The organism is Intestinimonas sp. UBA1698 (assembly GCF_002320075.1).
Classification (GTDB): Bacteria; Bacillota; Clostridia; order Oscillospirales; family Oscillospiraceae; genus Intestinimonas; species Intestinimonas massiliensis.
The window spans coordinates 99201-125748 of the sequence record NZ_DCJO01000030.1; the positions used below are offsets into that span (position 1 = coordinate 99201).

20 protein-coding genes and 1 tRNA gene are annotated in these 26548 nt (G+C 61.7%); 14 read left to right on the forward strand and 7 right to left on the reverse strand.

Going from position 1 to position 26548, the window contains the following annotated elements; genetic code table 11:
• The first annotated feature begins 99 nt into the window (after positions 1 to 99).
• The 12 genes from gltB (at position 100) to cls (ending at position 17765) form a co-directional block, all read left to right on the forward strand.
• Positions 100 to 4650 carry a glutamate synthase large subunit gene (gene gltB, locus B3H64_RS06260; RefSeq protein WP_286733828.1) on the forward strand — a complete coding sequence of 1517 codons (4551 nt, stop codon included), beginning with the start codon at positions 100 to 102 and terminating at the stop codon, positions 4648 to 4650.
• On the forward strand, positions 4650 to 6110 hold the full coding sequence (locus B3H64_RS06265) for a glutamate synthase subunit beta (RefSeq protein WP_286733830.1): 1461 nt from the start codon (positions 4650 to 4652) through the stop codon (positions 6108 to 6110). Before gltB ends, B3H64_RS06265 begins: the two co-directional genes overlap by 1 nt.
• Before the next feature lie 112 nt (positions 6111 to 6222).
• Positions 6223 to 6960 carry a glycoside hydrolase family 25 protein gene (locus B3H64_RS06270; protein WP_286733831.1) on the forward strand — a complete coding sequence of 246 codons (738 nt, stop codon included), beginning with the start codon at positions 6223 to 6225 and terminating at the stop codon, positions 6958 to 6960.
• Positions 6961 to 7071: 111 nt separating this feature from the next.
• A complete protein-coding gene (gene murB / locus B3H64_RS06275; RefSeq protein ID WP_286733834.1) occupies positions 7072 to 7986 on the forward strand; it encodes a UDP-N-acetylmuramate dehydrogenase in 915 nt (304 codons plus the stop codon).
• A 20-nt stretch (positions 7987 to 8006) separates the two neighbouring features.
• On the forward strand, positions 8007 to 8867 hold the full coding sequence (rapZ, locus tag B3H64_RS06280; protein WP_050618128.1) for an RNase adapter RapZ: 861 nt from the start codon (positions 8007 to 8009) through the stop codon (positions 8865 to 8867).
• 16 nt (positions 8868 to 8883) lie between these two features.
• Positions 8884 to 9945 carry a gluconeogenesis factor YvcK family protein gene (locus B3H64_RS06285; protein WP_050618129.1) on the forward strand — a complete coding sequence of 354 codons (1062 nt, stop codon included), beginning with the start codon at positions 8884 to 8886 and terminating at the stop codon, positions 9943 to 9945.
• A 13-nt stretch (positions 9946 to 9958) separates the two neighbouring features.
• The gene (gene whiA, locus B3H64_RS06290) at positions 9959 to 10855 is read left to right on the forward strand and encodes a DNA-binding protein WhiA (RefSeq protein WP_286733839.1); all 897 of its coding nucleotides are present in this window, start codon (positions 9959 to 9961) and stop codon (positions 10853 to 10855) included.
• Between the two features lie 224 nt (positions 10856 to 11079).
• On the forward strand, positions 11080 to 11688 hold the full coding sequence (locus B3H64_RS06295; protein WP_050618131.1) for a hypothetical protein: 609 nt from the start codon (positions 11080 to 11082) through the stop codon (positions 11686 to 11688).
• Positions 11672 to 12124, forward strand: coding sequence for a hypothetical protein (locus tag B3H64_RS06300; RefSeq protein WP_050618132.1), 453 nt, complete (start codon positions 11672 to 11674; stop codon positions 12122 to 12124). Before B3H64_RS06295 ends, B3H64_RS06300 begins: the two co-directional genes overlap by 17 nt.
• Before the next feature lie 323 nt (positions 12125 to 12447).
• Positions 12448 to 12648, forward strand: coding sequence for a hypothetical protein (locus tag B3H64_RS06305; protein ID WP_050618133.1), 201 nt, complete (start codon positions 12448 to 12450; stop codon positions 12646 to 12648).
• Positions 12649 to 12709: 61 nt separating this feature from the next.
• Positions 12710 to 16177 (forward strand): DNA polymerase III subunit alpha, encoded by a 3468-nt coding sequence (locus tag B3H64_RS06310; protein ID WP_286733845.1) that lies wholly within the window; start codon positions 12710 to 12712, stop codon positions 16175 to 16177.
• Positions 16178 to 16223: 46 nt separating this feature from the next.
• The gene (gene cls, locus B3H64_RS06315) at positions 16224 to 17765 is read left to right on the forward strand and encodes a cardiolipin synthase (protein ID WP_286733847.1); all 1542 of its coding nucleotides are present in this window, start codon (positions 16224 to 16226) and stop codon (positions 17763 to 17765) included.
• A gap of 51 nt (positions 17766 to 17816) precedes the next feature.
• Here cls and B3H64_RS06320 read toward each other — a convergent pair whose 3' ends face one another.
• Both B3H64_RS06320 and B3H64_RS06325 read right to left on the reverse strand, forming a co-directional pair.
• Positions 17817 to 18710 (reverse strand): putative ABC transporter permease, encoded by an 894-nt coding sequence (locus tag B3H64_RS06320; RefSeq protein ID WP_238074832.1) that lies wholly within the window; start codon positions 18708 to 18710, stop codon positions 17817 to 17819.
• 6 nt (positions 18711 to 18716) lie between these two features.
• The gene (locus B3H64_RS06325) at positions 18717 to 19253 is read right to left on the reverse strand and encodes a DUF4364 family protein (protein ID WP_050618137.1); all 537 of its coding nucleotides are present in this window, start codon (positions 19251 to 19253) and stop codon (positions 18717 to 18719) included.
• A 180-nt stretch (positions 19254 to 19433) separates the two neighbouring features.
• Between B3H64_RS06325 and B3H64_RS06330 the strand changes: the two genes are divergently transcribed.
• The gene (locus B3H64_RS06330; RefSeq protein WP_286733854.1) at positions 19434 to 20531 is read left to right on the forward strand and encodes a DUF3048 domain-containing protein; all 1098 of its coding nucleotides are present in this window, start codon (positions 19434 to 19436) and stop codon (positions 20529 to 20531) included.
• A gap of 52 nt (positions 20532 to 20583) precedes the next feature.
• On the opposite strand, the gene B3H64_RS06335 is transcribed toward B3H64_RS06330, so the two are convergent.
• The 3 genes from B3H64_RS06335 to B3H64_RS06345 form a co-directional block, all read right to left on the reverse strand.
• Positions 20584 to 21414, reverse strand: a complete 831-nt coding sequence (locus B3H64_RS06335; protein ID WP_050618139.1) for a hypothetical protein — start codon at positions 21412 to 21414, stop codon at positions 20584 to 20586.
• Between the two features lie 93 nt (positions 21415 to 21507).
• A complete protein-coding gene (locus B3H64_RS06340) occupies positions 21508 to 22182 on the reverse strand; it encodes a TVP38/TMEM64 family protein (protein ID WP_286733857.1) in 675 nt (224 codons plus the stop codon).
• A 649-nt stretch (positions 22183 to 22831) separates the two neighbouring features.
• Positions 22832 to 22905 (reverse strand) — tRNA-Gly (locus tag B3H64_RS06345).
• A 147-nt stretch (positions 22906 to 23052) separates the two neighbouring features.
• On the opposite strand from B3H64_RS06345, the gene B3H64_RS06350 reads away from it, so the two are divergent.
• Positions 23053 to 23610, forward strand: coding sequence for a manganese efflux pump MntP family protein (locus B3H64_RS06350; protein ID WP_050618141.1), 558 nt, complete (start codon positions 23053 to 23055; stop codon positions 23608 to 23610).
• Between the two features lie 45 nt (positions 23611 to 23655).
• Here B3H64_RS06350 and B3H64_RS06355 read toward each other — a convergent pair whose 3' ends face one another.
• Together B3H64_RS06355 and B3H64_RS06360 are read right to left on the reverse strand one after the other, a co-directional pair.
• On the reverse strand, positions 23656 to 25026 hold the full coding sequence (locus B3H64_RS06355) for a short-chain fatty acid transporter (protein WP_050618142.1): 1371 nt from the start codon (positions 25024 to 25026) through the stop codon (positions 23656 to 23658).
• Between the two features lie 426 nt (positions 25027 to 25452).
• Entirely contained in the window at positions 25453 to 26541 is a 1089-nt protein-coding gene (locus B3H64_RS06360; RefSeq protein ID WP_422652814.1) for a short-chain fatty acid transporter, read from the reverse strand.
• Positions 26542 to 26548: the final 7 nt, after the last annotated feature.

The following is a 26548-nucleotide window of genomic DNA, read 5'->3' on the forward strand; positions in this document are numbered from 1 at the left end:
CAAAACGTACGACGGGGTACGGGCGTTGGGTGGCAGAAGGTGGCCGCCCGGCGCGCGTGCCCCTATTTTTTGATTCTGACCCGGAAAGGGGCTTTGTACATGCAAGAGAACAGACAAGAAGGCTATCGACAGCGGGGCTTGTACGATCCCGCCTTTGAACATGATGCCTGCGGCATCGGAGCCGTGGTGGACATCAAGGGCCGCAAGAGCCATCAGACCGTGGACGACGCCCTGAAGATCGTGGAAAAGCTGGAGCACCGGGCCGGAAAGGACGCCGAAGGCAAGACCGGCGACGGCGTAGGTATCCTGCTCCAAATTTCGCACAGGTTTTTCTCTAAGGCTGTGAAGGGATGGAATTTTACCCTTGGAGAAGAGCGGGATTACGGGGTCGGCATGTTTTTCTTCCCACAGGACAGCCTGAAGCGCAGCCAGGCCAAGAAGATGTTTGAAGTCATCGTGGAGAAGGAGGGCATGGAGTTCCTGGGCTGGCGGGCGGTCCCGGTCGAACCCGGCATCCTGGGCACGAGGGCGCTGAATAAAATGCCATGCATTGAGCAGGGCTTCGTGAAGCGGCCGGAGGGCGTGGCGCAGGGCCTGGATTTTGACCGGAAGCTCTACGTGGCCCGGAGGGTCTTTGAGCAATCGGGTGGGGACGGCACCTATGTCTGCTCGCTGTCCAGCCGTACCATCGTCTATAAGGGCATGTTCCTGGTCCATCAGCTCCGGCGGTTTTACCCGGACCTTCAGGACCAGGATTACCAGTCGGCCATTGCCCTGGTCCACTCCCGGTTTTCCACCAATACCAACCCCTCCTGGGAGCGGGCCCACCCCAACCGGCTCCTCCTTCACAATGGAGAGATCAACACCATCCGGGGCAATGCCGACCGGATGCTGGCCCGGGAGGAGACCATGTCCTCCCCTCTGCTGGACAGCGACATGGACAAGATCCTGCCCGTCATTAACGAGGCGGGCTCCGACTCCGCCATGCTGGACAACACTCTGGAGTTCATGATGATGGCCGGCATGGACCTGCCCCTGGCGGTCATGGTGGCTATCCCCGAACCCTGGAGCAACGATAAGACCATTTCCCGGGCCAAGCGGGATCTGTACCAATATTACGCCATCCTGATGGAGGCGTGGGACGGCCCGGCCTCCATCCTGTTCTCCGACGGCGACGTGGTGGGCGCGGTGCTGGACCGCAACGGTCTGCGCCCCTCCCGGTACTATGTCACCGCCGACGACAAGCTGATTCTGTCCTCTGAGGTGGGGGTGCTGGATCTCCCCGCCGAGCGCATCGTCACCAAGTCCCGGTTGCAGCCCGGCAGGATGCTGCTGGTGGATACCCGGCAGGGCCGCATCATAGGGGACGAGGAGCTGAAGGCCTCCTACGCCGCCCGGCAGCCCTACGGCGAGTGGTTGGACAAAAACCTGGTTCATCTGTCCGACCTCAGCATTCCCAACCACCGGGTGGAGATGAGCTCCAAGGAGCAGCTCGCTCGGCTGCAGAAGGCCTTTGGCTATACCTACGAGGACGTGCGCAACACCATCCTCCCCATGGCCCGCACTGGCGCCGAACCCACCGCCGCTATGGGCATCGACATTCCCCTGGCCGTCCTGGATCAGGAGGGGCAGCCTCTGTTCAACTACTTCAAGCAGCTCTTTGCTCAGGTGACCAACCCGCCCATCGACGCCATCCGGGAGGAGGTGGTCACCGATACCACCGTCTACATCGGGGATGACGGCAACCTGCTGCAGGAGAAGGCAGAAAACTGCAAAGTGCTTCAGGTCCGCAATCCCATCCTTACCTCCACCGACCTGATGAAGATCCGCCATATGAAAAAGCCCGGCTTCCATGTGGAGACGGTTTCCATCCTGTATTATAAGAACACCCCCCTCAAGCGGGCGCTGGACCACCTGTTTGTGGCGGTGGATCGGGCCTACCGCAACGGGGCCAACATCGTCATCCTCTCCGACCGGGGAGTGGACGAGAACCATGTGGCCATCCCGTCCCTGCTGGCGGTGTCCGCCATCGAGCAGTATCTGATCCGCACCAAAAAGCGTACGGCGGTGTCCATTCTCCTGGAGTCCGCCGAGCCTCGGGACGTCCACCACTTCGCCACGCTGCTGGGCTATGGCGCCCGGGCTATCAACCCCTATCTGGCTCAGGAGACCATCGTGGAGCTCATTGAGGAGGGGCTGCTGGACAAGGAGTTCCACGCCGCTGTGGCCGACTACAATTCCGCTGTCCTCCACGGCATTGTGAAGATCGCCTCCAAGATGGGCATCTCCACCATCCAGTCCTACCAGTCCGCCCAGATCTTCGAGGCGGTGGGCATCGCCCGGGACGTCATCGACGTGTATTTTACCAACACCATCTCCCGGGTGGGCGGCATCGGCCTGAGGGAGATCGGCGCTCTGGTGGACAAAAACCACGCCAGGGCCTTCGATCCCCTTGGCCTGGGCACCGACCTGACGCTGGACTCCCTGGGGGCCCACAAGGCCCGGGCGGGCCACGAGGACCACATGTATAACCCCCAGACCATCCATCTGCTCCAGGAGTCCGCCCGGCGGGGAGACTACGGGCTGTTCAAGCAGTACACCGCACTGGTGGACGATGAGCACAAGCCCCACACTCTGCGCGGCCTGCTGGACATCAAGTACGCCGAGAAGCCCATCTCCCTGGACGAAGTGGAGGGTGTGGATTCCATTGTCAGGCGCTTCAAGACCGGCGCCATGAGCTACGGCTCCATCTCCCAGGAGGCCCACGAGTGCATGGCCCAGGCCATGAACCGGCTGGGGGGAAAGTCCAACTCCGGCGAGGGCGGCGAGCGGCCCGAGCGCCTGGGCACGGACCGGAACTCTGCCATTAAGCAGGTGGCCTCTGGGCGGTTCGGCGTCACCAGCGAGTACCTGGTGTCCGCCAACGAAATCCAGATCAAGCTGGCCCAGGGGGCCAAGCCCGGCGAGGGCGGTCACCTGCCCGGCAAGAAGGTCTACCCCTGGATCGCCAAGACCCGCTACTCCACCCCCGGCGTCTCCCTGATCTCCCCACCGCCTCACCACGACATTTACTCCATCGAGGACCTGGCCCAGCTTATTTACGATTTGAAAAATGCCAACCGCAGGGCCCGTATCTCGGTGAAGCTGGTCAGCGAGGCAGGGGTGGGCACCATTGCCGCCGGCGTGGCCAAGGCGGGGGCACAGGTGGTGCTGATCTCCGGCCATGACGGCGGCACCGGCGCCGCTCCCCGCAGCTCCATCCATGGGGCGGGCCTACCCTGGGAGCTGGGTCTGGCCGAGACCCACCAGACCCTGATGGAAAACGGCCTGCGCTCCCGGGTGGTGCTGGAGACCGATGGCAAGCTGATGTCCGGGCGGGACGTGGCCATCGCCTGTATGCTGGGCGCGGAGGAGTTTGGCTTTGCCACCGCGCCTCTGGTCACCATGGGCTGCGTCATGATGCGGGTGTGCAACCTGGACACCTGCCCCGTGGGCGTGGCCACCCAGAACCCGGAACTGCGTAAGCGGTTCAAAGGGAAGCCGGAATATGTGGTCAACTTTATGCGCTTCATCGCCCAGGAGCTGCGGGAGCATATGGCCCGGTTGGGTGTGCCCACCGTGGACGAGCTGGTGGGCCGCACCGACCTGCTTCAGGTCCGGGAGCACGCCGTCAACGGCCGGGCCGCCACCGTGGACCTGTCCGTCCTGCTTGAGAATCCCCTCCACGGCACAGGGGTGAAGGAGCACTTTGAACCGGCGGACGTCTACGATTTCCACCTGGAGGATACCCTGGACCTGAAGATTCTGGAGAAGAAGCTGAAAGATGCCCTGGAGAAGGGGGAGAAAGCCTCCATTGAGATCCCTGTCTCCTCCACGGACCGGACGCTGGGGGCCATTCTGGGCTCCGACATTACCCGGCTTCACGGCAGCGCCCTGGCGGAGGACACCCTCACCGTCAAATGTACCGGCGGCGGCGGCCAGTCCTTTGGCGCCTTCATCCCAAAGGGGCTCACCCTGGAGCTGGAGGGCGATTCCAATGATTACTTCGGCAAGGGCCTCTCCGGCGGCAAGCTGGTGGTCTATCCGCCCAAGGACAGCCCCTTCACGGCAGAGGAGAACATCATCATCGGCAACGTGGCCCTGTACGGGGCGACCTCCGGCAAGGCCTTCGTCTGCGGCGTGGCGGGAGAGCGCTTCTGCGTGCGCAACTCGGGCGCCACCGCCGTGGTGGAGGGCACCGGCGACCACGGCTGCGAGTACATGACCGGCGGCCGGGTGGTGGTGCTGGGCCGCACCGGCAAGAACTTTGCCGCGGGCATGTCCGGCGGGGTGGCCTATGTCCTGGACGAGGACCGGGACCTCTATATGCGGCTGAACAAGCATCTGGTGTCCATGGATCTGGTGACGGAGAAGCACGACATCTCCGAGCTCAGGACACTGATTCAGGAGCATGTAGCCGCCACCGGCTCTCGGCGGGGTATGGAGATCCTGACCGGCTTCGACCGCTATGTACCCCTGTTCAAGAAAATTCTGCCCCATGACTATGACCGGATGCTGCGCACCATCGCCCAACTGGAGGAGAAGGGTATGAACCGGGACCAGGCCGAAGTGGAGGCCTTTTATCGGAACACGAAGGGAGGGGAGCAGTAATGGGAAAACCCACCGGATTTATGGAATATCAGCGCCGGGGCAACCCGGCCCAGGCTCCGCAGGAGCGCGTCCAGCACTTTGACGAGTTCCACCCGCGGCTGGGCCGGGAGAAGCGCCGGCGGCAGGGAGCCCGCTGCATGGAGTGCGGCGTCCCCTTCTGCCAGTCCGGCTCCGTCCTGAACGGCATGGTTTCCGGCTGTCCGCTGCACAACCTGATCCCCGAGTGGAACGATCTGATCTATACCGGCAACTTCGGACACGCCGTCCAACGGCTGCTCAAGACCAACAACTTCCCCGAATTCACCGGCCGGGTCTGCCCGGCCCTGTGCGAGGCGGCCTGCACCTGCGGCCTCAACGGCGAAGCGGTCACCATCAAGGAAAACGAGCTGGGAGCCATTGAAGACGCCTGGGAAACAGGGCTTATCCGGCCCCATCCGCCCAAGGTCCGTACCGGCAAGCAGGTGGCGGTGGTGGGCTCCGGGCCCTCCGGCCTGGCGGCGGCCGACCAGCTCAATAAGCGGGGCCACACGGTCACCGTCTTTGAGCGGGCGGACCGGATCGGGGGACTGCTGATGTACGGAATCCCCAACATGAAGCTGGAAAAGCAGATCGTCCAGCGGCGGGTCGATCTGATGGCCGCCGAGGGAGTGGACTTCGTCACCGGCGTGGACGTGGGGAAGGACAAGCCGGCCAAGGAGCTGCTGCGGGACTTTGACGCGGTGGTGCTGTGCTGCGGGGCGGGCAATCCCAGGGATTTGTCTGTGCCAGGAAGAGGTGGAAAGGATATTTACTTTGCGGTTGATTTCCTCAAATCCACCACCAAGAGCCTCCTGGATTCGCAGCTCAAGGACAAACAATATCTCTCCGCCAAGGGCAAGCGAGTGGTCATCGTGGGCGGCGGCGACACGGGCAACGACTGCGTGGGCACCTGCATCCGACACGGCTGTAAGTCGGTGGTCCAGTTGGAGATGATGCCCAAGGCGCCGGACTGCCGGACCGAACACAACCCCTGGCCGGAGTGGCCCAGGGTGTGTAAAACCGATTACGGCCAGGAGGAGGCCATCGCTGTCTTTGGACGGGACCCCCGGGTCTATCAGACCACCGTCACCGAGTGCGTCCGGGACGACCAGGGTCGCCTCACCGCCCTCCAAACGGTGAAGCTGACGCCGGACCTGAAACCGGTGGAGGGCAGCGAATCCACCATGCCCTGCGATCTGCTGCTCATCGCGGCGGGCTTTTTAGGCTGCGAGAGCTATGTACCGGAGGCTTTCGGCGCGGCCCTGACCCCCCGGGCGGCGGTGCAGACCGAGGCGGGAAGGTACGCCTCTAGCGTGCCCCGGGTGTTCACTGCGGGTGACATGCACCGGGGCCAGTCCCTGGTGGTTTGGGCCATCCAGGAGGGGCGGGCCGCCGCCCGGGAGGTGGACGAATCCCTCATGGGCTATACCAACCTGGAGTGAGAGCACCTCTTCGAATGGGCCGCAGTTTGCGGTCCATTCGCCATTTTATGGTTGCACTGGGCCGCCGTGTGCTTTATCATGTTGCCTGGTGATTGGATTGCGACGAATTGGGATGTGCTTCAAACGACTTCTGCTTGGGCTGCTGGCGCTGTCGGCGGTGTGCTCCGTGACTCTGGGCATGATGCGCTGGCAGGGCTATCTTTTACTGCCCCAAGAGGCCGACCCGCCTGCCTGGGAGGTCTTCGGCGTGGATGTGTCGGCCTATCAGGGCCGGATCGACTGGCAGAACCTGCGGGAGCAGGGGGTGGATTTCGCCTTTATCAAGGCCACGGAGGGCAGTTCGCTCCAGGACCGCTACTTTGCCGACAACTGGGCGGCGGCTCAGGCGGCGGGGGTACGTGTGGGCGCCTACCATTTTTTCAGTTATGACAGCCCCGGCGAGACCCAGGCGGATAATTTTCTCTCCATGGTGCCGGTGACGGCGGGGGCTCTGCCCCCGGTGGTGGACATCGAGTTCTATGGGGACAAGCTCCAGAATCTGCCCCGGCGGGAGGATGTAAAGGCGGTGCTGGACCCGTTGCTGGCCCGGCTGGAGGAGCACTATGGCGTGAAGCCGATCTTGTATGTCACCTATCGCTCCTACCGGCTGTATATCGCCGGCAGGGACTACCGGGACTATCCCCTGTGGTTCAGCAGCCCCGTGGTGTCCCCCATCGGCAAGGGCTGGGATTTTTGGCAGTATTCCCACAGCGCCAGCCTGACGGGCTATTCCGGGCCGGAGGCGTGCATCGACCTGAATGTGTTCCGGGGCAGTATGGAGGAGTTCCGGCGGTTTGGATGCCCGGATTGAGTGAAATAGGCGGAGGCAGTTTTCTTGCCTCCGCCTATTCTATTTCCCGGCGGATTCTGGTATAATGACTTAATAATATGGACCGCTGTGTCCTGTCGTATGGAGGTCATTATGGATATCTACGCCAAGCTGACGGAGGACCTGCAAAAAGCCTGCCCGCCCCTGGAGCTCCGGGAAAACGAGCCGATGGCCCGCCACACCACCTTCCGCATCGGCGGACCTGCCCGGCTGATGGCGCTGCCCAAAAGCGGCGCGGAGGCACAGGCCGCGCTCCAGGCTGCCGCCGGCCTGGGTGTGGAACCGATTTTCGTGGGCAACGGCAGCAATCTGCTGGTGGCCGACGCCGGGGTGACAGGCTTCGTGGTCAAGGCGGTGGATGGACTGGGCGAACTGCGCTTTGAAGGAAATTCCCTGTACGCAGGCGCGGGGGTGCTGCTGTCCACCCTGTCCGGCTTGGCGCGGGATCACAGCCTTACCGGGCTGGAGTTTGCCCATGGGATTCCAGGCTCGGTGGGGGGCGCCGTCACGATGAACGCGGGGGCGTACAACGGGGAAATGGGCGCGGTGGTGCGGGAGGTGGACTGCCTGGAGGCCGATGGCACCCGCCGCACGCTGTCCGGGGACGAGCTGGCGTTCTCCTACCGGCACAGTGCCTTTTCCGACGGGAGGCGCTTCATTCTGGGCGCCCGGATGGAGCTCACGCCGGGCGACCCGGTCAGCATCCAGATGCTGATGGACGATTTCGGCAACCGGCGCCGCCACAAGCAGCCCCTGAACCTGCCCAGCGCGGGCAGTACCTTCAAGCGGCCGGAGGGCTATTTTGCCGCCGCCCTCATTGACGAGTGTAAGCTCAAGGGGACCACCATCGGCGGGGCCCAGGTATCCAAAAAGCACGCCGGATTCCTGGTGAACGCGGGCGGGGCCACCTGCTCCGATGTGCTGGCCCTGGTGGACCTGGTACGAGAGACCGTTCTCCGGGAGACCGGCGTGGCTCTGGAGCTGGAAGTCAAGACTCTGGGTATCTGAGAGAAAAGAGGACCCCTGCTATGAAATTTATCCTGATCTCCGGCCTGTCCGGAGCCGGAAAAAGTAAAGCCGCCTCCTTTCTGGAGGATATGGGCTACTACGTGGTGGACAACATGCCCGCCGCGCTGATCCCCAAGTTTGCGGAGCTGTGCATGGCCTCGCCGGGCCGGTACGACAAGGTGGTGCTGGTCACCGATATCCGGGGCGGGCAGACCTTCGACGGCCTGTTCGACGCCTTGGACAAGCTCCACGACATGGGCTGCGACTACAAGATCCTCTTCGTGGAGGCGTCGGTGGAGGCCATCATCAAGCGCTATAAGGAGACCCGGCGTAACCATCCGCTGTCCAAGACCGGCCGCTCCCTGGAGGAGGCCGTCCAACTGGAGCGGAGCGCCCTGGAGCCGGTCCGGCAGCGGGCGGAGTACATTGTGGATACCTCGGCCCTGCCCACCGCCAAGCTGCGGGGGGAGATGCTCCGGCTGTTTGGCAGCGGCGATACCGCCTCGGCCATGAGCGTCTCCGTCATCTCCTTTGGATTCAAGTACGGCATCCCCATCGAGGCCGACCTGGTCTTTGACGTGCGGTTTTTGCCCAACCCCTACTATATTGCCGAGCTGCGGCACCAGACCGGGCTGGACCAGGGGGTGTGGGATTTTATCTTCGGCTACCAACAGACCCGGGACTTCATGAAGCACCTGGAGGGTCTGATCGGCTTTCTGCTGCCCCTGTATGTGGAGGAGGGCAAGACAGCCCTCGTCATCGGGGTGGGCTGTACCGGCGGCCACCACCGCTCGGTGGCTATCACCAGGGCTCTGGCGGAATTTATCCGGCAGAAGGGCTACAGCGCCGCAGAGAACCATCGGGACATGACCAGGGAATGACCCAAGGAGGAGCCATATGACCGAACTCTACGGCCGGAACGACCGGCGCTGGGAGCTGGGCCCGAAGATCACCGCCATCGGCGGCGGTACCGGATTGTCCACCATGCTCCGGGGATTGAAGAACTATACCCGCAATCTGACCGCCGTGGTCACCGTGGCCGACGACGGCGGCGGCTCCGGCGTGCTGCGCCAGGACCTGGGGATGCCCCCGCCGGGGGACATCCGCCACTGCATGGAGGCCCTGGCCAACGTGGAGCCCGTCATGGGAGAGCTGCTGTCCTACCGCTTTCCCAAGGACTCCGGCGCCTTGGGCGGCCAGTCCTTTGGCAACCTGATCCTGGCCGCGCTGAACGGTATCTCCCCCTCCTTCGATCAGGCGGTGGCCCGGATGAGCGAGGTGCTGGCCATCACCGGCCGGGTGCTTCCGGTGACCAACGAGAACATCCAATTGGAGGCCACCTTTGAAAACGGCAGCCACGTGGTGGGGGAGTCCCGCATCTTCCAGTTCAAGAAGGAGCAGGACTGCCGCATCGGGCATGTCCGGCTCCTGCCGGAGCATCCCCCGGCCCTGCCCGCCACCCTTCAGGCCATCGACGAGGCCGACCTCATCCTACTGGGGCCCGGCAGCCTCTACACCAGCGTGATCCCCAACCTGCTGGTGGACGGCGTGTCGGAAGCCATCCGGCGCTCGGACGCTCTGAAGGTGTATATCTGCAACATTATGACTCAGGACGGGGAGACCGAGGACATGACGGCCTCCGACCATGTGGCGGCGTTGCTGGCCCACGGAGGGACAGGTCTGGTGGACGTATGCCTTTGCAACTCCGCTCCGGTGCGCCCCGGATTGCTGGAGCGCTACCGGGAGGAGGATGCCGTGCCCATCCGGGTGGACCGGGACAGGATCGAGGCCATGGGGGTGGAGGTGGTGGAGCGCCCGCTGGCCTCCGAGACCTCGGACTATGCCCGGCATTCCATCGCCCGGCTGTCCGCCGCCGTTATGGAGCTCTTCGGGGAGCGGGCCGTCCGGGTGGCCCCGGACCGGGAGTGGGAACGGGGCGCCTATATCCTGGAGGAGTGAAAGGAGGGACGGTATGTCCTTTTCTGCGCAAGTCAAAGAGGAGCTGTGCCGGACCCCGCTGTCCCGCCGGTGCTGCGCCCGGGCGGAGGCCTACGGAATCCTCTTGTTCTGCCACAGCTTTACCGCCGCTGAGATCAAAATCGTCACCAGCGCTCCGGTCTTTGCCAAGCGTCTGCCCGCCCTCTTCCGTAAGGCGTTCAGGGTGGACTTCGACCGGAGCCCCGAACCGGCCGAGACCGGGAAGCGGATCTTTCTCATTACGGACCCGGGGAAGCTGGCGGCCATCCGGGAGGCCTACGGCTCCGACCCGGCAGTGAGTCTGGCCAACCACATCAACTTTGCCGTGCTGGAGGAGGACCACGACCGCGCGGCCTTTCTGCGGGGGGCTTTTTTGGCGGGGGGGTCGGTGAACGACCCGACCAAGAGTTACCACCTGGAGCTGGTGACCTCCCATTACAGCGTGAGCCGGGAGCTGGCGGCCCTGCTGCCCGAGGCCGGCTTCGAGCCCAAGCAGACCACCCGGAAGTCCAACTATGTCACCTATTTCAAGCCCAGCGAGACCATCGCGGACTTTTTGACGGCCGTCGGGGCCCCGCTGGCCGCCATGGAGGTCATGAACGCCAAGCTGGAGAAGCATCTGCGGGGGAGCGTGAACCGCCGGGTGAACTGCGACTCGGCCAATCTGGACAAGGCGGTGGACGCCGCCCTGCTCCAGGTGGAGGCCATCCAGCGGTACAGCGCCATCCATGGGCTGGACGCCCTGCCGGACAAGCTGCGGGAGACTGCCCGGCTGCGGGCGGAGAACCCGGAGCTCACCCTGGCTCAGCTCGCCGCCCTCTGTGACCCGCCGGTGACCAAGTCCTGCCTCAACCACCGTCTGCGCAAGCTGATGGAGCTGGCGAAAGAGTAGAATACGGCGGCGGGGCGCAGAGCGAGCGGCAGCGAGCCGCGCCTTTTGGCGCGTCAAATGCCGAAGGCGTTTCCGCAGGGCGGATTGATTCCGCCCGAGGAAGTGAAAGAAAAGGGGCCCCCACAGAATGCGGAGCATTCTGTGGAGAGACACCTGCCGGTGACAAAATCCTGCCTGAACCACCGGTTGCGCAAGCTGATGGAACTGGCGAGGGGGTGAGAGGCATGGTTGGTCAATATGAGTTTTACAGTCCCGATGTGCTGGATGCGGTTCGGCGGAAACTCACCAGGCGGGTGGAGGAGGAAAATGCCGGTCTGGCCTCTTGGCGGGCCGCAGAGAGCCAGTCCGAGTCCTGGAAGGGCCAGATCAAACTGGATTGGCGGGAAGAGAAGTTCACGCTGCGCTACTCTGAACAAATAAAAAGCAGCGGAAGCTGTGTTGGATCCGATACCTATACGGGAATAAGGGGCGGGAAACTTTTCACCGGGGCCTCCCTGTTCGCTGGAGTTGGTATGCGGCGGGAAGTCTCCTTCGGCAACCCGTTTCAAGGGGTGCTGATACCGGTACCCGACGGGGGAACAGTCATTCAGGGGCGGTTTACCCTGTCCTGGGCGGCCCGACTGCTCCTCTGGGGCGTACTTTTGCTGTGCCTCGGCATAGGCTGGTGGATGGAGGTGCCCCTGGCCTTTCTGGGCGCTCTGCTGTGCATGTATCAGATCGTCCGGGGCGAGGTGCGGGCCGACCAATGCCATGGGTCCGAGGGGCTGCTGCAAATGCTGAATGAGGTGGCGCAGGGGCGCGAGGGGGATACGGCCGGTGGAACGGGAGTTTAACAGCGCTTTGCCGGAGGCGGACATCCGGGCGCGCCTCCGGGCCAAAACCCGGCCCTGGTCCCGGGCCGATCTGTGGACGGCCCGGAACACCTTCTTCAGCCGGGCGGGCGGGGGCGGAGAAATCCGTCTGGCGAAAACCGCCGCCATGCGGGGCTATGTCTACGCCGATATCTGCATGGCCCCCCTGGAGACTGGGGGCACGGCCCTGTCCGTGACCATGGACGTGCCCAAGACCCTGTATGCGGCCGATATCGGTGTCTGTATGTTCTTCGCGGTCCATCTGGCCCTGAGCCTCGCGTTAGACGGCTGGCCCTATGTGCTTTTACACGGCTTGCGCTATGTGTGTGTGCCGGGGCTGTTTGTCTGGACGACACATAGGGCTCGGCGGCATTTGCCCGAGCTGGCGGCATTTATCAAGGAAAACCTGCTTGATTGACGCGGGCGGAGAGATGGACAGGTTCCAGAGCTTGGATGACGGCCACAGTCCGCACCGGCATTGAAGGAGCGGGCCGGGCCCTCGGGAAGGGGATGCGGAATGGAACGTGAATTTGAGCTGTCTTGTTCCCGGGAGGAGTTTTTGGACCGCGTCCGGCGGCATGTGAGTCCCCGGAATACCACGGCGCTGCCGCGGGGGATTCCGTATTATGAGGAGCTGTCCGCGTCGCGTGTACCAATGGGAGGAGAGGGAGCCTCTACGACCTCTATCTCACGCCTCAGCACAACGAAACTCTGCGGGTCCGTGTCTGCGGGGCGGAAAAGGTGTTAAAGTCTTCCGGTATCCTCTACTACCTGCCGTATCTGGTGTTCGCCCTGCTGTTCTGGTGGGCGGACCCCTTTCCGGGTTCGGCCCTGCTGTCCCTCCTGATTCTTGGTATGGGCGTGTGGGGCGGAGGGCAGGATCTGGTTTACCAAAAGAAACTGCTTTTGCTCCTGCGGGAGGAACTGGGGCTCCCCCTGTGAGGCAGGGCCCAACAAGTTTTGAATTTCATGTGATTTGATCGCGCCATGAGGAGGCCCTACCATGTCCTTTGTCCATCTCCACGTACATACGGAATATTCCCTGCTGGACGGCGCCTGCCGCATCCCCAGGCTCATGGAGCGGGTCAAGGCGCTGGGTCAGGAGGCGGTGGCGATCACCGACCACGGGACCATGTACGGCGTGGTGGACTTTTACAAGGCGGCCAAGGCGGCCGGCGTGAAGCCCATCATCGGCTGCGAGGTCTATGTGGCCCCCCGCACCCGCTTCGACAAGGAGCACGACCGGGACAAGCACCCCTACCACCTCATCCTGCTCTGCCGTAACGAGGAGGGCTACCGCAATCTGAGTCACATGGTGTCCCAGTCCTATACCGAGGGCTTTTACGTCCGGCCCCGCATCGACAAGGAGCTGCTGAGGGCCCACAGCGGCGGCCTCATCGCCCTGTCGGCCTGCCTGTCCGGGGAGGTGCCCCGGCTGCTCCTGGGGGGCAACTACGACGCGGCCCGGCAGGCAGCGCTGGAGATGCGGGAGCTCTTCGGGCCGGACAACTACTATCTGGAGCTCCAGGACCACGCCCTGCCTAGGGACCGGGAGCTGATCCAGGGGCTGGTGCGGCTCCACGAGGAGACCGGCATCCCGCTGGTGGCCACCAACGACGCCCACTACCTGACCCGGGACGACGCCGAGATGCAGGACGTGCTCATGTGCATCCAGATGGGCAAGACGGTGGACGACCCCGGACGGATGCGGATGGAGACCCAGGAGCTTTACGTCAAATCGGAGGAGGAGATGCGCGCTCTGTTTTCCGACTGGCCCGAGGCGGTCGAAAACACCGCACGGATCGCCGACGCTTGCCAGGTGGAGTTCGAATTCGGAAAATACCACCTGCCGGAGTTCAAGCTCCCGGAGGGGTACACCGACGGGGACGCCTACTTTGAAAAACTGTGTCTGGACGGTTTCCGCCGGCGCTATCCCGAGGAGCCGGAGGACTACCGCCGGCAGCTACAGTATGAGATGGACATGATCCGGAAGATGGGGTTTGTGGATTACTTCCTCATCGTTTCGGACTTTATCGGCTACGCCAAGCGCAAGGGCATTCCGGTGGGGCCGGGCCGCGGCTCGGCGGCGGGCTCCATCGTGTCCTACTGCCTGAACATCACCGACGTGGACCCCACCAAGTACGGTCTCTATTTCGAGCGGTTCCTGAACCCGGAGCGGGTCACCATGCCCGATATCGACATCGACTTCTGCATCCGGCGGCGGCAGGAGGTCATCGACTACGTCTGCCGGAAGTACGGCTCTGACCACGTGGCCCAGATCGTCACCTTCGGCACCATGGCGGCCCGGGGAGCCATCCGGGACGTGGGCCGGGCCCTGAACTTCCCCTACGCTGAGGTGGATAACATTGCCAAGCAGGTGCCCAGCGGACCCAACAACCTCCACATCACCCTGGACGAGGCCCTCAAGCTGTCCAAGCCCCTGCGGGAGCTGTATGAGGGGGACACCCGGGTCAAGACCCTCATCGACACCGCCCGGAGCATCGAGGGGATGCCGCGTCACGCCTCGACCCATGCCGCCGGCGTGGTCATCACCCGCCTGCCGGTGGCGGACTACGTGCCCCTGGCCAAGAACGACGAGTCGGTGGTCACCCAGTACACCATGACCACCCTGGAGGAGCTGGGCCTCCTGAAAATGGACTTCCTGGGCCTGCGCAACCTGACTGTCCTGGACGACACCGTCCGCATGGTACGGGAAAAGGAGCCGGACTTCCGCATGGAGGCCATCCCGGACAATGACCCGGCGGTCTTTCAGATGCTGTCGGAGGGGCGGACCTCCGGCGTATTCCAGATGGAGTCACCGGGTATGACGGGGGTGTGCGTGGGACTGAAGCCCCAGAACATCGAGGACATCACGGCCATCATCGCCCTGTACCGCCCTGGTCCCATGGACTCCATCCCCCGGTTCATCGCCTGCAAGCACGACCCCAGCCTGGTCCGCTACAAGCACCCTCTGCTGGAGCCAATCCTCTCCGTGACGTATGGGTGCATCGTCTATCAGGAGCAGGTCATCGAGATTTTCCGGAAGCTGGCGGGCTTTTCCCTGGGGCAGGCCGACATGGTCCGCCGTGCCATGTCCAAGAAGAAGCGGGCCCAGATCGAGAAGGAGCGGGGGGCTTTCATTTACGGCGACGCCGAACGAAACATTTCCGGATGTATCGCCAACGGCGTTCCGGAGCAAACTGCCAAGGACATCTACGACGAGATCAACGACTTCGCCAACTACGCCTTCAACAAGGCACACGCGGTCTGCTATGCCATTGTCGCCTACCAGACCGCCTGGTTCAAGGTCCACTACACCCGGGAGTATATGGCGGCTCTGCTGACCTCGGTGCTGGATTCCCAGGCCAAGGTGGCGGAGTACATCACCGAGTGCCGGGACAACGGCATCCAGCTCATGCCGCCGGATATCAACGAATCCGGCGCCGACTTCACCGTGGCGGGGGAGTACATCCGTTTCGGTCTGGTGGCGGTGAAGGGGGTGGGCCGCGGCTTTATCAACGGCCTGCTGGAGGAGCGGGAAAAGGGAGGGCCCTTTACCTCCTTCCCGGATTTTTGCCAGCGCCTGATCAACAACGATATGAACCGGCGGGTGGTGGAGAGCCTCATCAAATGCGGCGCTTTCGACAGCATGGGCTATCGGCGCTCCCAGCTTCTGCAGGTCTACGGTCCGGTCATCGACAGCATCGCCCAGCAGCGCCGCAAGAACCTGGAGGGCCAGTTCGACCTGTTCGGGGGAGGGGGGGCGGAGGAGAGCGCCCTGCCGGAGCTGGTACTGCCCAATATCCCGGAGTTTACCCGGCACGAGCGGATGACCATGGAGAAGGAGACCACCGGCCTCTATCTCAGCGGCCACCCCATGGACGAGTACCGGGAGGCGGTCAAGCGGGCCCGAGCCGTCCCGATCGGGGCGGTCATGGCGGACTTTGCCCGGGAGGATGGGCCGGAGACCTACCGTGACGAGCAGCGCCTCACCCTTGCGGGGGTGGTGTCCGCCTCCAAGACCAAGACCACGAAGAACAACACCCTTATGGCCTATGTTACGCTGGAGGACGACACCGGCTCCATGGAGCTACTGGTCTTTGCCCGCGTGCTGGGAGAGTGCGGCAGCTATCTCAAGGAGGGCATGGCGGTAGCGGCCTCTGGGCGTATCTCTGTGCGGGACGAGAAGGAACCCCAGATGCTGGTCGACTCTGTGCGGCCCCTGGGGGATGACGCCGGGGCCGTGCCGGAAAAGCCGAAGGGAAAACGGCTTTACATTCGACTGGCCAGCCAGGCGGACCCCCTGTTCCGGCACATCCAGCTTTTGCTGGTGATGTTTCCGGGAGAGGAGCCCCTGAAGATCAAGCTGGTGGACACCGGCCAGTGGATGACCCTGCCCTGCGTGGTCCATCCGGCCCTGGTTCGGGAACTGCGGGAGCTGCTGGGGGAAGAGAATGTGGTGCTGAAATGAAAGCTCTGGTGTGCCGTCCGCCGGACAGAGGAGGGGAGGGAAGGACATGAAAAAGCTGGTATCTCTGCTGTTTCACCGGGTGGTTCTGGTGGCGGTGTTTATCCTGATCCAGATCGCGGTGCTGCTGGTGATGATCCTGCGCTTCAACAGCTACTTCGTTTACTTTTACTGGCTGTGCGTGGCGGTCAGCATCCTGGCTGTGCTGTGGATTCTGGGGAACCGGAGCGACCCGGCCTATAAGATCGCCTGGATCGTGCCCATCCTGATCGTCCCCATCTTCGGCGGACTGTTCTACATCATGTTTGGAGGAAACCGCCTGAGCAGCCGCACCCGGCGGCGGATGCAGGGGCTGGAGCGGAAGATGGAGGAGGTTCTCCGACCGGATTTCCAGGCCGATGAGCTGCTGCCCATTGGGGAGGACGCCGTCCACCAGGCCCGTTATCTGGAGCATATGGCCCACTGCCCCGTCTACGGCAATACGGTGACGGAGTATTTTTCGCTGGGCGAATTCTGCTTTGCGCGCATGATCGAGGAGCTGAAAAAGGCGGAGCGCTACATTTTTGTGGAGTATTTCATCGTCGAGGAGGGCGAGATGTGGAACGCCATTCTGGATATCCTCAAGGAGAAGGCGGCCCAGGGGGTGGACGTGCGCTTGCTCTATGACGATATCGGCTCCATGTTCACTCTGCCCCGGGACTACGCCAGGGACCTGGAGGCCAAGACGGGCATCAAGTGCTGTGTGTTCAACCCCTTTGTGCCTATCCTGACCATCCGGCTGAACAACCGGGACCACCGGAAGATCATGGTCATAGACGGCAAGGTGGGCTTCACCGGCGGCATCAATCTGGCCGACGAGTATATCAACGCCAAGGTGAAATACGGCCACTGGAAGGACAGCGCCATTATGGTCCGGGGGGATGCGGCCTGGAGCATGGCGGTCATGTTTCTGACCCTCTGGTACGACGTGCGGGAGACCCTGACGGAGGACTATGACCAGTTCCGGCCGGTCTGGGCTCCCGGCGAGAAGCCGGAGGGCACCCAGGGCTTTGTGCAGCCCTATACTGACAACCCCCTGGATGGGGAGGCGGTGGGCCAAAGCGTCTATCTCAACCTGATCAACAAGGCCCGCAAGTATGTCTATATCACCACGCCCTATCTGATCGTGGACAACAGCATGAACAACGCCCTGTGCATCGCCGCCAAGTCCGGTGTGGATGTGCGTATCATGACCCCCCACATTCCGGACAAGAGAGCGGTCTTTGAGCTTACCCGGTCCCACTACGAGCCCCTGTTGGAGGCCGGGGTGAAAATCTATGAATATACCCCTGGCTTTGTCCACGCTAAGAACTTCGCGGTGGATGACGAATATGGTACGGTGGGCTCCATCAATTTGGACTACCGCAGCCTGTTCCTCCACTTTGAAAACGGCGTCTGGCTGTGCAGCGACCCCAGTGTGCTGGATATCAAGGCGGATTTTCTGGAGACGCTGGAGCAGTGCCAGCCGGTGACGCTGGAGCAGTGCCGGGCCCTGCCCTGGTGGCGGACGCTGTTCCGCTCGGTGCTGCGGATGTTTGCCCCGCTGATGTAGGAAAAAGAGCGGACCGTGCCATGCACGGTCCGCTCTTTTGAATCAGCGGGGTTAATGCCTTTTTGCGGCCTGCCGCTCTGATTTGCGCTGGGCCTTGGCCGACCGGATACGCTCCTTCAACTGGGCGCCGGCGGCGCGCACATCGTCCAGGGTGTACCGGCGGGAGGTCATGTGGGCGTAGCGGTTCCGGAACCGGCGGCTGTGCCGCTCGGCCTTGGCCAGCAGTTCGTCGTAGTTATCCATCAGGCTGTCCAGCCGCTCAGTCACGGGCGCGGGCAGGCTCTCCCGGGCCGCGTTGAGCTTCCGGCGCAGGGCTTCGCCGGCCTCCGCGATGTCGTCGCCCAGGTCGGCTCTGGCCAAGGCCAACTGGAGCCGCAGCTCGTCGCCGGCGGACTGGAGACGGTCCATGGCCTTGGTCACCAGGGCCAGCTTGCGGATGGTGGTGACGGTATCCACCAGCAGCAGGGTGAGGGTGGAGCCGCACAGAAGGTAACGCACCCAGTCGGGGATGGCGTGCATCAGCCGCGCCACCGGTGGGTGAATGAGAAAGACGGCGATGTAGGACATAATGCCCCAGAAGAGGCTGACCGGCAGGCAGACCCGGCCCTTGATGTTGAACCGGATGTGGCTGTAGTCCCAGTATTTGATGTGTGTGGTGGTCTCCAGGAACCAGCCTACAAAGTATTCCCAGGCGGTCATGACAAAGACAGCCACAAAGTAGAATACTACCAGGTTGTCCTTGAAGGGGGCAAAAAAAAGGATCATCAGGAGAAAGCCAACGCCGTAGATGGGGCAGACCGGGCCGTAGAGAAACCCGCGGGGCACATAGTGCCGCTCACAGAAGGAGCAGTAGCAGGTCTCCCAAATCCAGCCGCAGAAGGAGTAAAAGATGAAATAGAGGAACAGTTGGGTGATGGGGTAGCCCAGCAGCAGCGGTTCCGTCACGGGGGATCACTCCTTTTCGTCGAAGTCGGTGAGCAGCACGTCCAGCACGCCGTTGTAGACCTGCTCCGGGTGGGTCTTGAACTGGTCAGCCAACCGGTTGGCCTGCTGCTCGGTGGCGGCCAGCAGCTCCAGGGTGAGCAGGTTGCCGTGCTCGTCATCCAGGGCCAGGCGCAGGGTATAGGTGCCGTCGTCCCGCAGAATGCGCTCGGCCCGGACCTGGGCGTCCCGCCGGAGCTGGCCGTTGAGCCGGGCCACATTCTTGTCGCACTTGACCCGGACCGAGTAGGGCAGGCTGCTCTCACAGATGCCGCCGTTGCGCTTGCCCTTTTCGGTGATGGCGTAGCGGTCATCTGCACGGGTGAGGTGGTCGGTGTCCACCAGCTCGGCCACGGCCTCGGCGAAGTCGAAATAGTCCACGCCCTCGTCGCACAGGGTCAGGTCGGTGAGGGTGGGCAGGTCGATGGGGGCGGCGACCCGGGCCATGATATAGAGGATGAGGAACTTGATATCCAGCTTGTCGTGGATGAAACCAAACCGAGGCATGGTATATCCTCCCTTCGATGCGATTGCTGCACAATTTATCATTATACCGGAAGAAGGCGCGTGGAACAAGGGGTAATTTGCACAGCAAGCGGCGGGCCCGGCGGGGGACATTCCACCGCTTGACACAGATGCCCGGACAGAGGTAAGATGAGAGAAAGTTTACGCGATGGAGGACCTGACATGAGAAAGAAACTGCTGTCGCTCAGTCTGGCGCTGCTGCTGGCCCTGACGGCCTGCTCGGGCTCGCAGGCGGAGGGCACCCCGGCGCCGTCGCCCGATGCCACATGGACCCCCGCCGACGAGCCAGCCCAGGTCCAGCCGGTCGAAACGCCGGAATACGAGGGGCCCTGGAATCCGCTGACCGGGATGCCCATCTCGGAGGAGTGGGTGGACCGGCGGCCGGTGGCAATCATGCTCAACAACCTCAAGGCCGCCCTGCCGCAACTGGGGCAATCCAAGGCGGATATCATTTATGAGTGCCTGGCCGAGGGTGGGATTACCCGAATGCTGGGGGTGTATCAGAGCGTAGAGGGGGTAGGGACCATCGGCTCGGTTCGCTCCTCCCGGCCTTACTACCTGGAGCTGGCTCTGGGGCATGACGCCATCTATCTCCATGCCGGCGGCAGCGAGGATGCCTACGCCAAGATTCGCTCGTGGGGCGTGGATGCGCTGGACTGTGTGCGGGGCCCCTATGAGGGGAAGAGCGCCGGGTCCAACCTGTTCTGGCGGGATGCGGGCCGGCGGAAGAACAACGGCCTGGAGCACAGCGTGGTCACAACGGGCGAGGCGATCCAGACCTATCTCCCCGCCTCCATCCGCCGGGACCATGAGGAGGGCTATTCCTATCCGCAGAATTTTGCCGAGGATGGGGCCCCCGCGGGAGGAGAGGCGGCGGGCACAGTGACCGTGCCGTTTTCCAGCTACAAGACCGGTGTATTTACCTACGATGTGGACAGCGGGAGGTATCTGGTCGAGGAATACGGGAAGGCGTACGTGGACGGCGACACCGGCGAGCAGGTGGGCGTCACCAATGTCCTGGTCCTCCGTACGGCCTGCAAGGCCACGGGGGATAGCCTGGGTCACATCACCGTGGACCTGACCGGCGGGGGAGACGGTTGGTTCGCCTGCGGCGGAAGGCTGATCCCCATCTGCTGGAGCAAGGCTGACCGGAACAGCCCGCTTGTCTATACGACGGCCGACGGCCAGCCCCTGGTGCTGGGCCAGGGCAGTACATATGTGAACATCATTCCCAGGGAGAACGAGATCACCTGGGAATAGGACAGAAAAACCCCGCCGGTCTGGCAGCAGACCGGCGGGGCTTTTGGAAGGTTCAGCAGCAGCCCTTGACCTCACGGAAGGCTTCGCCGCAGGCGAGATGATTGGGCGGGAAGAATTCGTCCACCGGGAACTTGACATGGCGGAAGATCTCACAGGGATCGTCCTCGCCGCCGCTGCCGCAGGTGCACTCCTTGTCGGGCATGCAGTAGTCATAGACCGGCATGAGAAGCTGGGTCTCCCGCTCCAGACGGATGATGGAGAACTGGCCCAGAGTGACGTAGACCCGCTTGCCGTCGTTGCCGAAGCACAGGTCACTGCCGAAGCAGGCGCAGATGCAGGGGGGAATTTCGGTCAGCTCGCAGTCGCAGGGGCGGCACTCGCACACGTCCACCAGCTTCATGTTGAGGACGATGGGATCGACCGCCTCTACCACAGCGGTGGGCAGATTGCTCTTGCGGATGTTCTGCTCGTCCAGCCCGTCAAAGACGGCCTCGGAGCTGAAAATTTTGGCGTTGCCCTCACTGCCGAAGAGGATGACCCGCTTGTCAAAGACGGCCAGGCCGCAGATTTCCACAGGCCGGGCGGCGCCTACAAAGGCGTCGGCGGTGACACGGTAGAAATAGCGGACGTCCACGGTATAGAAACCGCGGTTGAAGCCGACGGGCTCCACGTCGATGTACACATACAGCAGTTCTGCGGTACCGGCCTTGATGCTGATGGCGCGGTCAATGGCGCACTGGGAGCACTGGGTGGGATAGAAACGAAGATCCTCAATGCAGTCCTTGTCACGGCAACTATCAAAGATTTTTTTCGTGTGTATGCACACGGCCTCCCGGATACAGGCGGTATCCTGCACGGGACCGGGCACGACCTTATCAGGCATTGTAATACCTCCTAGATTGATGGTGTCAGGATGGTTGGCTTCCATACCATTCTATGAAACCAGGAGGGTTTGGTGCGCCGCCTTTGCCTGTGATTACTTGCGAAAGTGGGAGAGGAGCTTTTCCTCGATCTGGTCACCGTAGCGCAGTCCCAGGAGAAACAGGGTTAGGCCGCAGATGCCGATCAGCACCATGCCCCAGACGGGGATGGATATGACCGAGCCTCCCACACCGCAGGCCACCAAAAGACCCCAGGGGCGGGTAAGGAGGACGATGACGAAAAAGCGGATGCAGCCGATATCGGTGAGTCCGGCCAGAATACAGATAAGGTCGTCGGGAAAGAAGGGAAAGAGAAAGACCAAAATGAGAAAAATATCCCTTTTGCGTCGGATAACATCCAGATAGCGGTCAGAGACCTTCTGACTGACGAACTGACTGGCAAACCGCTGTCCCAGAGCTCTGGCCAGCCAAAAGGCAAGCATGGAACCCAGGAGCACGGCGGCGGCCGTGAGGAAAAAGGCCTCCCACATGCCGAAGAGCAGGGCGCCGGCTGCGGCGGTGAGGTTGCTGGGGATGGGTGCAAGGATAACCGAGGCCAACTGCACCAGAAAATAGACCAGCTGCGAGTATGGCGAAAAGCGGGCGATATAGCGCTGCATCCCGTTGAGGGAACGTACGTCGAAGAAGCCGGTTCGCCAGAGAAAGAGGACCCCGCCGCCAATCACCAGCAGGGCCGCCAAAAGAGAGAGAAGCCGTCGATGCGATTTCATTGTATCCCCCACGTCTATTACAGCAGATGGAAGGCTCGGAGCCAGGCGGGAGCTGGTTCGGCCCTTGCTGTCCCTAGAGTATCATATTCCCGGGACAGATGCTATATAGAATGCCTTAAGAATTTATAAAGTCAGACAAAAGCCGACAGGCCCGGGACAGACATTTTGCTGTCCCGGGCCTGTCGGCCTCGGCTGCGCTCCTTCGGGGCCTGGTAATGACCCTTATGTTAAAGCCCGCAAAAGGGGCCCTGAAAACAAAAAAGCCACACCCAAAGGTGTGGTAGCTTCCTTGGTGGATCCGTTTTATCGGTCACTGATGGTCTGCTTTTGCTCGCTGCCAAAAATCAGATCGTCAACATCCAGAGCCCGTACATGGTTGAGAATGCTCATACTGTACAACACCTCCTTTTCTTCGATTCTGTCCTTATGATAGCGGATGACTGGAAAAAATACAAGAGAAAAGATATACAGAATGCATAAAAAACATATAAAAAGATTGTGCAGATAGCCAATTTGGCTTTTGCGCCCGACCCAAACCGGAGCCCGGTACAGTGGGCGCGGTTGGGAAGGGGGCAGCAGAAGGAACCCATGACGGGTTTGGCGATGGAATAAAAAACTCGTCGCAAGTGTTTTATCACTTGCGACGAGCTGGAGCAGGTGACGGGAATCGAACCCGCGTGTTCAGCTTGGGAAGCTGACATTCTACCATTGAACTACACCTGCAAATCAAACTGCCTAAATAATATATCACATGTGTCGGAACTTTGCAAGAGTGATTTTGACGCTTTTTCTAAGATGCACCAATCGGATACCTGAATCCTATACTGGATTGAATCTATGGTGGGTTTTCGGGCCTGAAAGGGTGTTACTGTGTACATTGTTTCTGTATTCCTGTTTGCGGCTGCCGCAAACCTGGACAGCTTTGTGGTGGGGCTGTCCTATGGAGTGCGCCGCGTACATATCCAGTTCCGCGCCAATCTGTTGATCGCAGGGATTGTCATGCTGGGAACGTTTTTGTCCATGGTGCTGGGAGCGGGGCTGAAGGGGCTCATCCCGGCGGAGTGGGGAGGGCGGCTGGGAAGCGGTATGATTCTTCTGCTGGGGGCGTATTGCCTGGTCTGCTTCTTTGTGCGGCGGGGAGAAGGGGAGGCGGGGCCGGAGGTAAAACTCCAGTATATGGGCCTGCGGGAGACCGCCGCGCTGGGCTGTGCGCTGACGGTCAATAATGTGGGACTGGGGATGGGAGCCAGCATCGCGGGTCTGGGGCTGTGGCTAACTGTGCTGGCCTCCTCTGCATGCAGTTTTTTGTTCCTCTATGCAGGGAACCGCCTGGGAAAGAGCTGGCTGTCGGCGGTGATTGGGGGATACGCCGAGCCAATTTCAGGGGTAATGATGATTGCCCTGGGCCTGTTTGAGCTGTTGGGATAAAAAAGGACTCCTCCGGAAAACCGGAGGAGTCCAGCACTACCTGGATTAGAACAGCGCGGCCCACAGGAGGAAGCCGCCGCAGGCCACCAGGCCGGTAAAGATCAGCACGATGACCAGATAGCCCATGATGTCCTTGGCGGACAGACCGGCTACGCCCAGAGCGGGCAGGGCCCAGAAGGGCTGAATCATATTGGTCCACTGATCGCCCCAGGCGATGGCCATGCAGGCACGGCCAGCCTCGATGCCCATCTTACTAGCAGCAGGCATCACGATGGGGCCCTGCACGGCCCACTGACCGCCGCCGGAGGGGACAAAGAAGTTCACGATGCCGGCGGACAGGAAGGTGAACAGGGGGAAGGTGACGTTGTTGGAGATGCTGACGAAGAAGTCGGAAATGATGGAGGCCAGGGATACGCCGTTGGCGTTGGCGGCGACCATCATGCCCATGATGCCAGCATAGAAGGGGAACTGGAGAAGGATGCCGGCCGCGCCGGAGGCAGCCTCACCGATGGCGTCCACGTACTTGCGCAGATCGCCGTGGAGCAGCACACCCACAAACAGGAAGATAAAGTTGACGATGTTCAGGTTCAGGCTGTTGGGAATCCCGGCAGGGCCGCTCTTCTGGACCACGTCGATGAAATAGAAGACGATGTAAGCAAAGCCGGCCACAATGGTGATGATCCACAGAATTTTGCTGTGCTCCATCTTTTCAGCCGGGGTGCTGACGGAATACTCCTTCTCAGCCTCGTCCACCAGCAGAGCGGGGTCCACAGTAATGGTGTGCTCCGTATCGGGATGCATAGCGTAGTTGACGAAGGGCATCACAATCAGGATAACCGCGCACATGAGCAGGTTCATGGGATGGAAGATGGTCAGATTGGTGCCGGCCTGGTAGGTGGCCTCGCCGATGGTGTAGCCACCCGAGATGGTCAGCGGGATAGAGCCCGACAGACCGGCGTGCCAGATGACAAAGCCGGAATAGGCCGAGGCGATGAGCAGACGGTAGTCCACATCGCGGACACGGCGGGCGACTTCCTTGGCCAGCAGGGCGCCGGCGATGAGGCCGAAGCCCCAGTTCAGCCAGCAGCAGATGACGGACACAAAGGTGGTGATGAGAATGGCGCTCTTCTTGTTCTTGGCGGTAGAGGCGATAGCGCCCAAGAACCGCTTAAAGACCTTGGCGGAGGCCATGGCGGAGCCCAGCACCAGAACCAAGGCCATCTGCATCGAGAAGGCCAGCAGATTCCAGAAACCGCTGGTGTTGCCCCACGCCTTGATCATGGCGACAGGGCCCTGCTGTGTACCGAGCATTGCGGCGACATACACAACGATGCTCAGGATGATGGCGAACAGGAACGGGTCCGGCAGCCACCGGTTGACTACGCGCACGCAGCCATTGGTAAATTTTTTGAACATGCATTTCCCTCCTTGCAATATTCCATCGTGAACAAACCCCAACACAATTTGTTCACAATTCCAGACCTCATTATAAACCAAAAACCTTTTTTGTCAACATAAATCGGCAGGGTTTCCGTCAGTGAGACCGGGAGCCGTTGGGGCGCAAGGGGTTCAACAAACTGGTCAAAAACTAAAAAATGAATGGACTATTTCATAAAGTCCTCATCTGCTGAGGGATCATTCCAATGTGACAGGTGAAAAAAACATCACTTTTTATGCAAAAATAAAGCAAATTACTGGTGCTACCAATCGACGATTGGGTACGCAAAAAGCCGCAGGCGACTGCCTGCGGCTTTTTGCGTGTGGGTGTTGGGGTTTCCTCTATGAATGGAAGGGAAATGGGTGTTGATCGGAAAGATGTAAAGGTTGGAAGCTGGATAGTGCTTAGAAGAAGATGGCCCAGCCCAGGAAGCCGAGGCAGGCGACGATACCGGTGAAGATGGTGACGATGACCAGGTAGCCCATGATGTTGCGGGCGGAGAGTCCGGCGATGCCGAGCGCGGGCAGGGCCCAGAAGGGCTGGATCATATTGGTCCACTGGTCGCCCCAGGCGATGGCCATGGCGGCTCGTCCGGCCTCGATGCCCATCGTGGTGGAGGCGGGCATGACGATGGGGGCCTGTACCGCCCACTGACCGCCGCCGGAGGGGACGAAGAAGTTGATGAGGCCGGCAGACAAGAACGTCAGCATGGGGAAGGTGACTTCATTGGAGACGCTGACGAAGAAGTCGGCAATGATAGAGGCCAGGGATACGCCGTCGGCGTTGGGCGCCACCATCAGGCCCATGATACCGGCATAGAAGGGGAATTGAAGAAGGATGCCGGCGGCGCCGGAGGCGGCATCACCGATGGCGTCCACATATTTACGCAGGTCGCCGTGGAGTAGAATGCCCAGGAACATGAAAATCATATTGACGATGTTCAGACCCAGGTTGAAGCCGCTGGTGAAAAAATAATAGATGATGTAAGCGAAGCCCAACACCAGAGTGATGATCCAGAGAACTTTGCTGTGCTCCAATTTTTCGGCGGGGGAGCTGATGGTGTAGGTCCGCTCCTCCTCATCGACCAGCCGGGCGGGGTCCACGGTAACGGTGTGCTGTACATCAGGGTGCATAGCATAGTTGACGAAGGGCATCAGGACCAGAATCACGCCGACCATGAGCAGGTTCATGGGATGGAAGATGGTCTGGCTGGTGGGCACCTGATAGACGACTCCCAGGATCTCGCTTCCTGTGGATATCTGGAGGGGAATGGAACCGGAGATGCCGGCGTGCCAGATGACGAAGCCGGAATAGGCAGAGGCAATCAGCAGGGCGTAGTCCACGTCGCGGACCCGACGGGCCACTTCCTTGGCCAGCAGGGCGCCGGCGATCAGGCCAAAGCCCCAGTTCAGCCAGCAGCAGATGGTAGAGACGAAGGTAGTGACAACAATGGCGCTTTTCTTGTCCTTAGCCAGACTTGCAATGGAGCCCAGCGCCTTT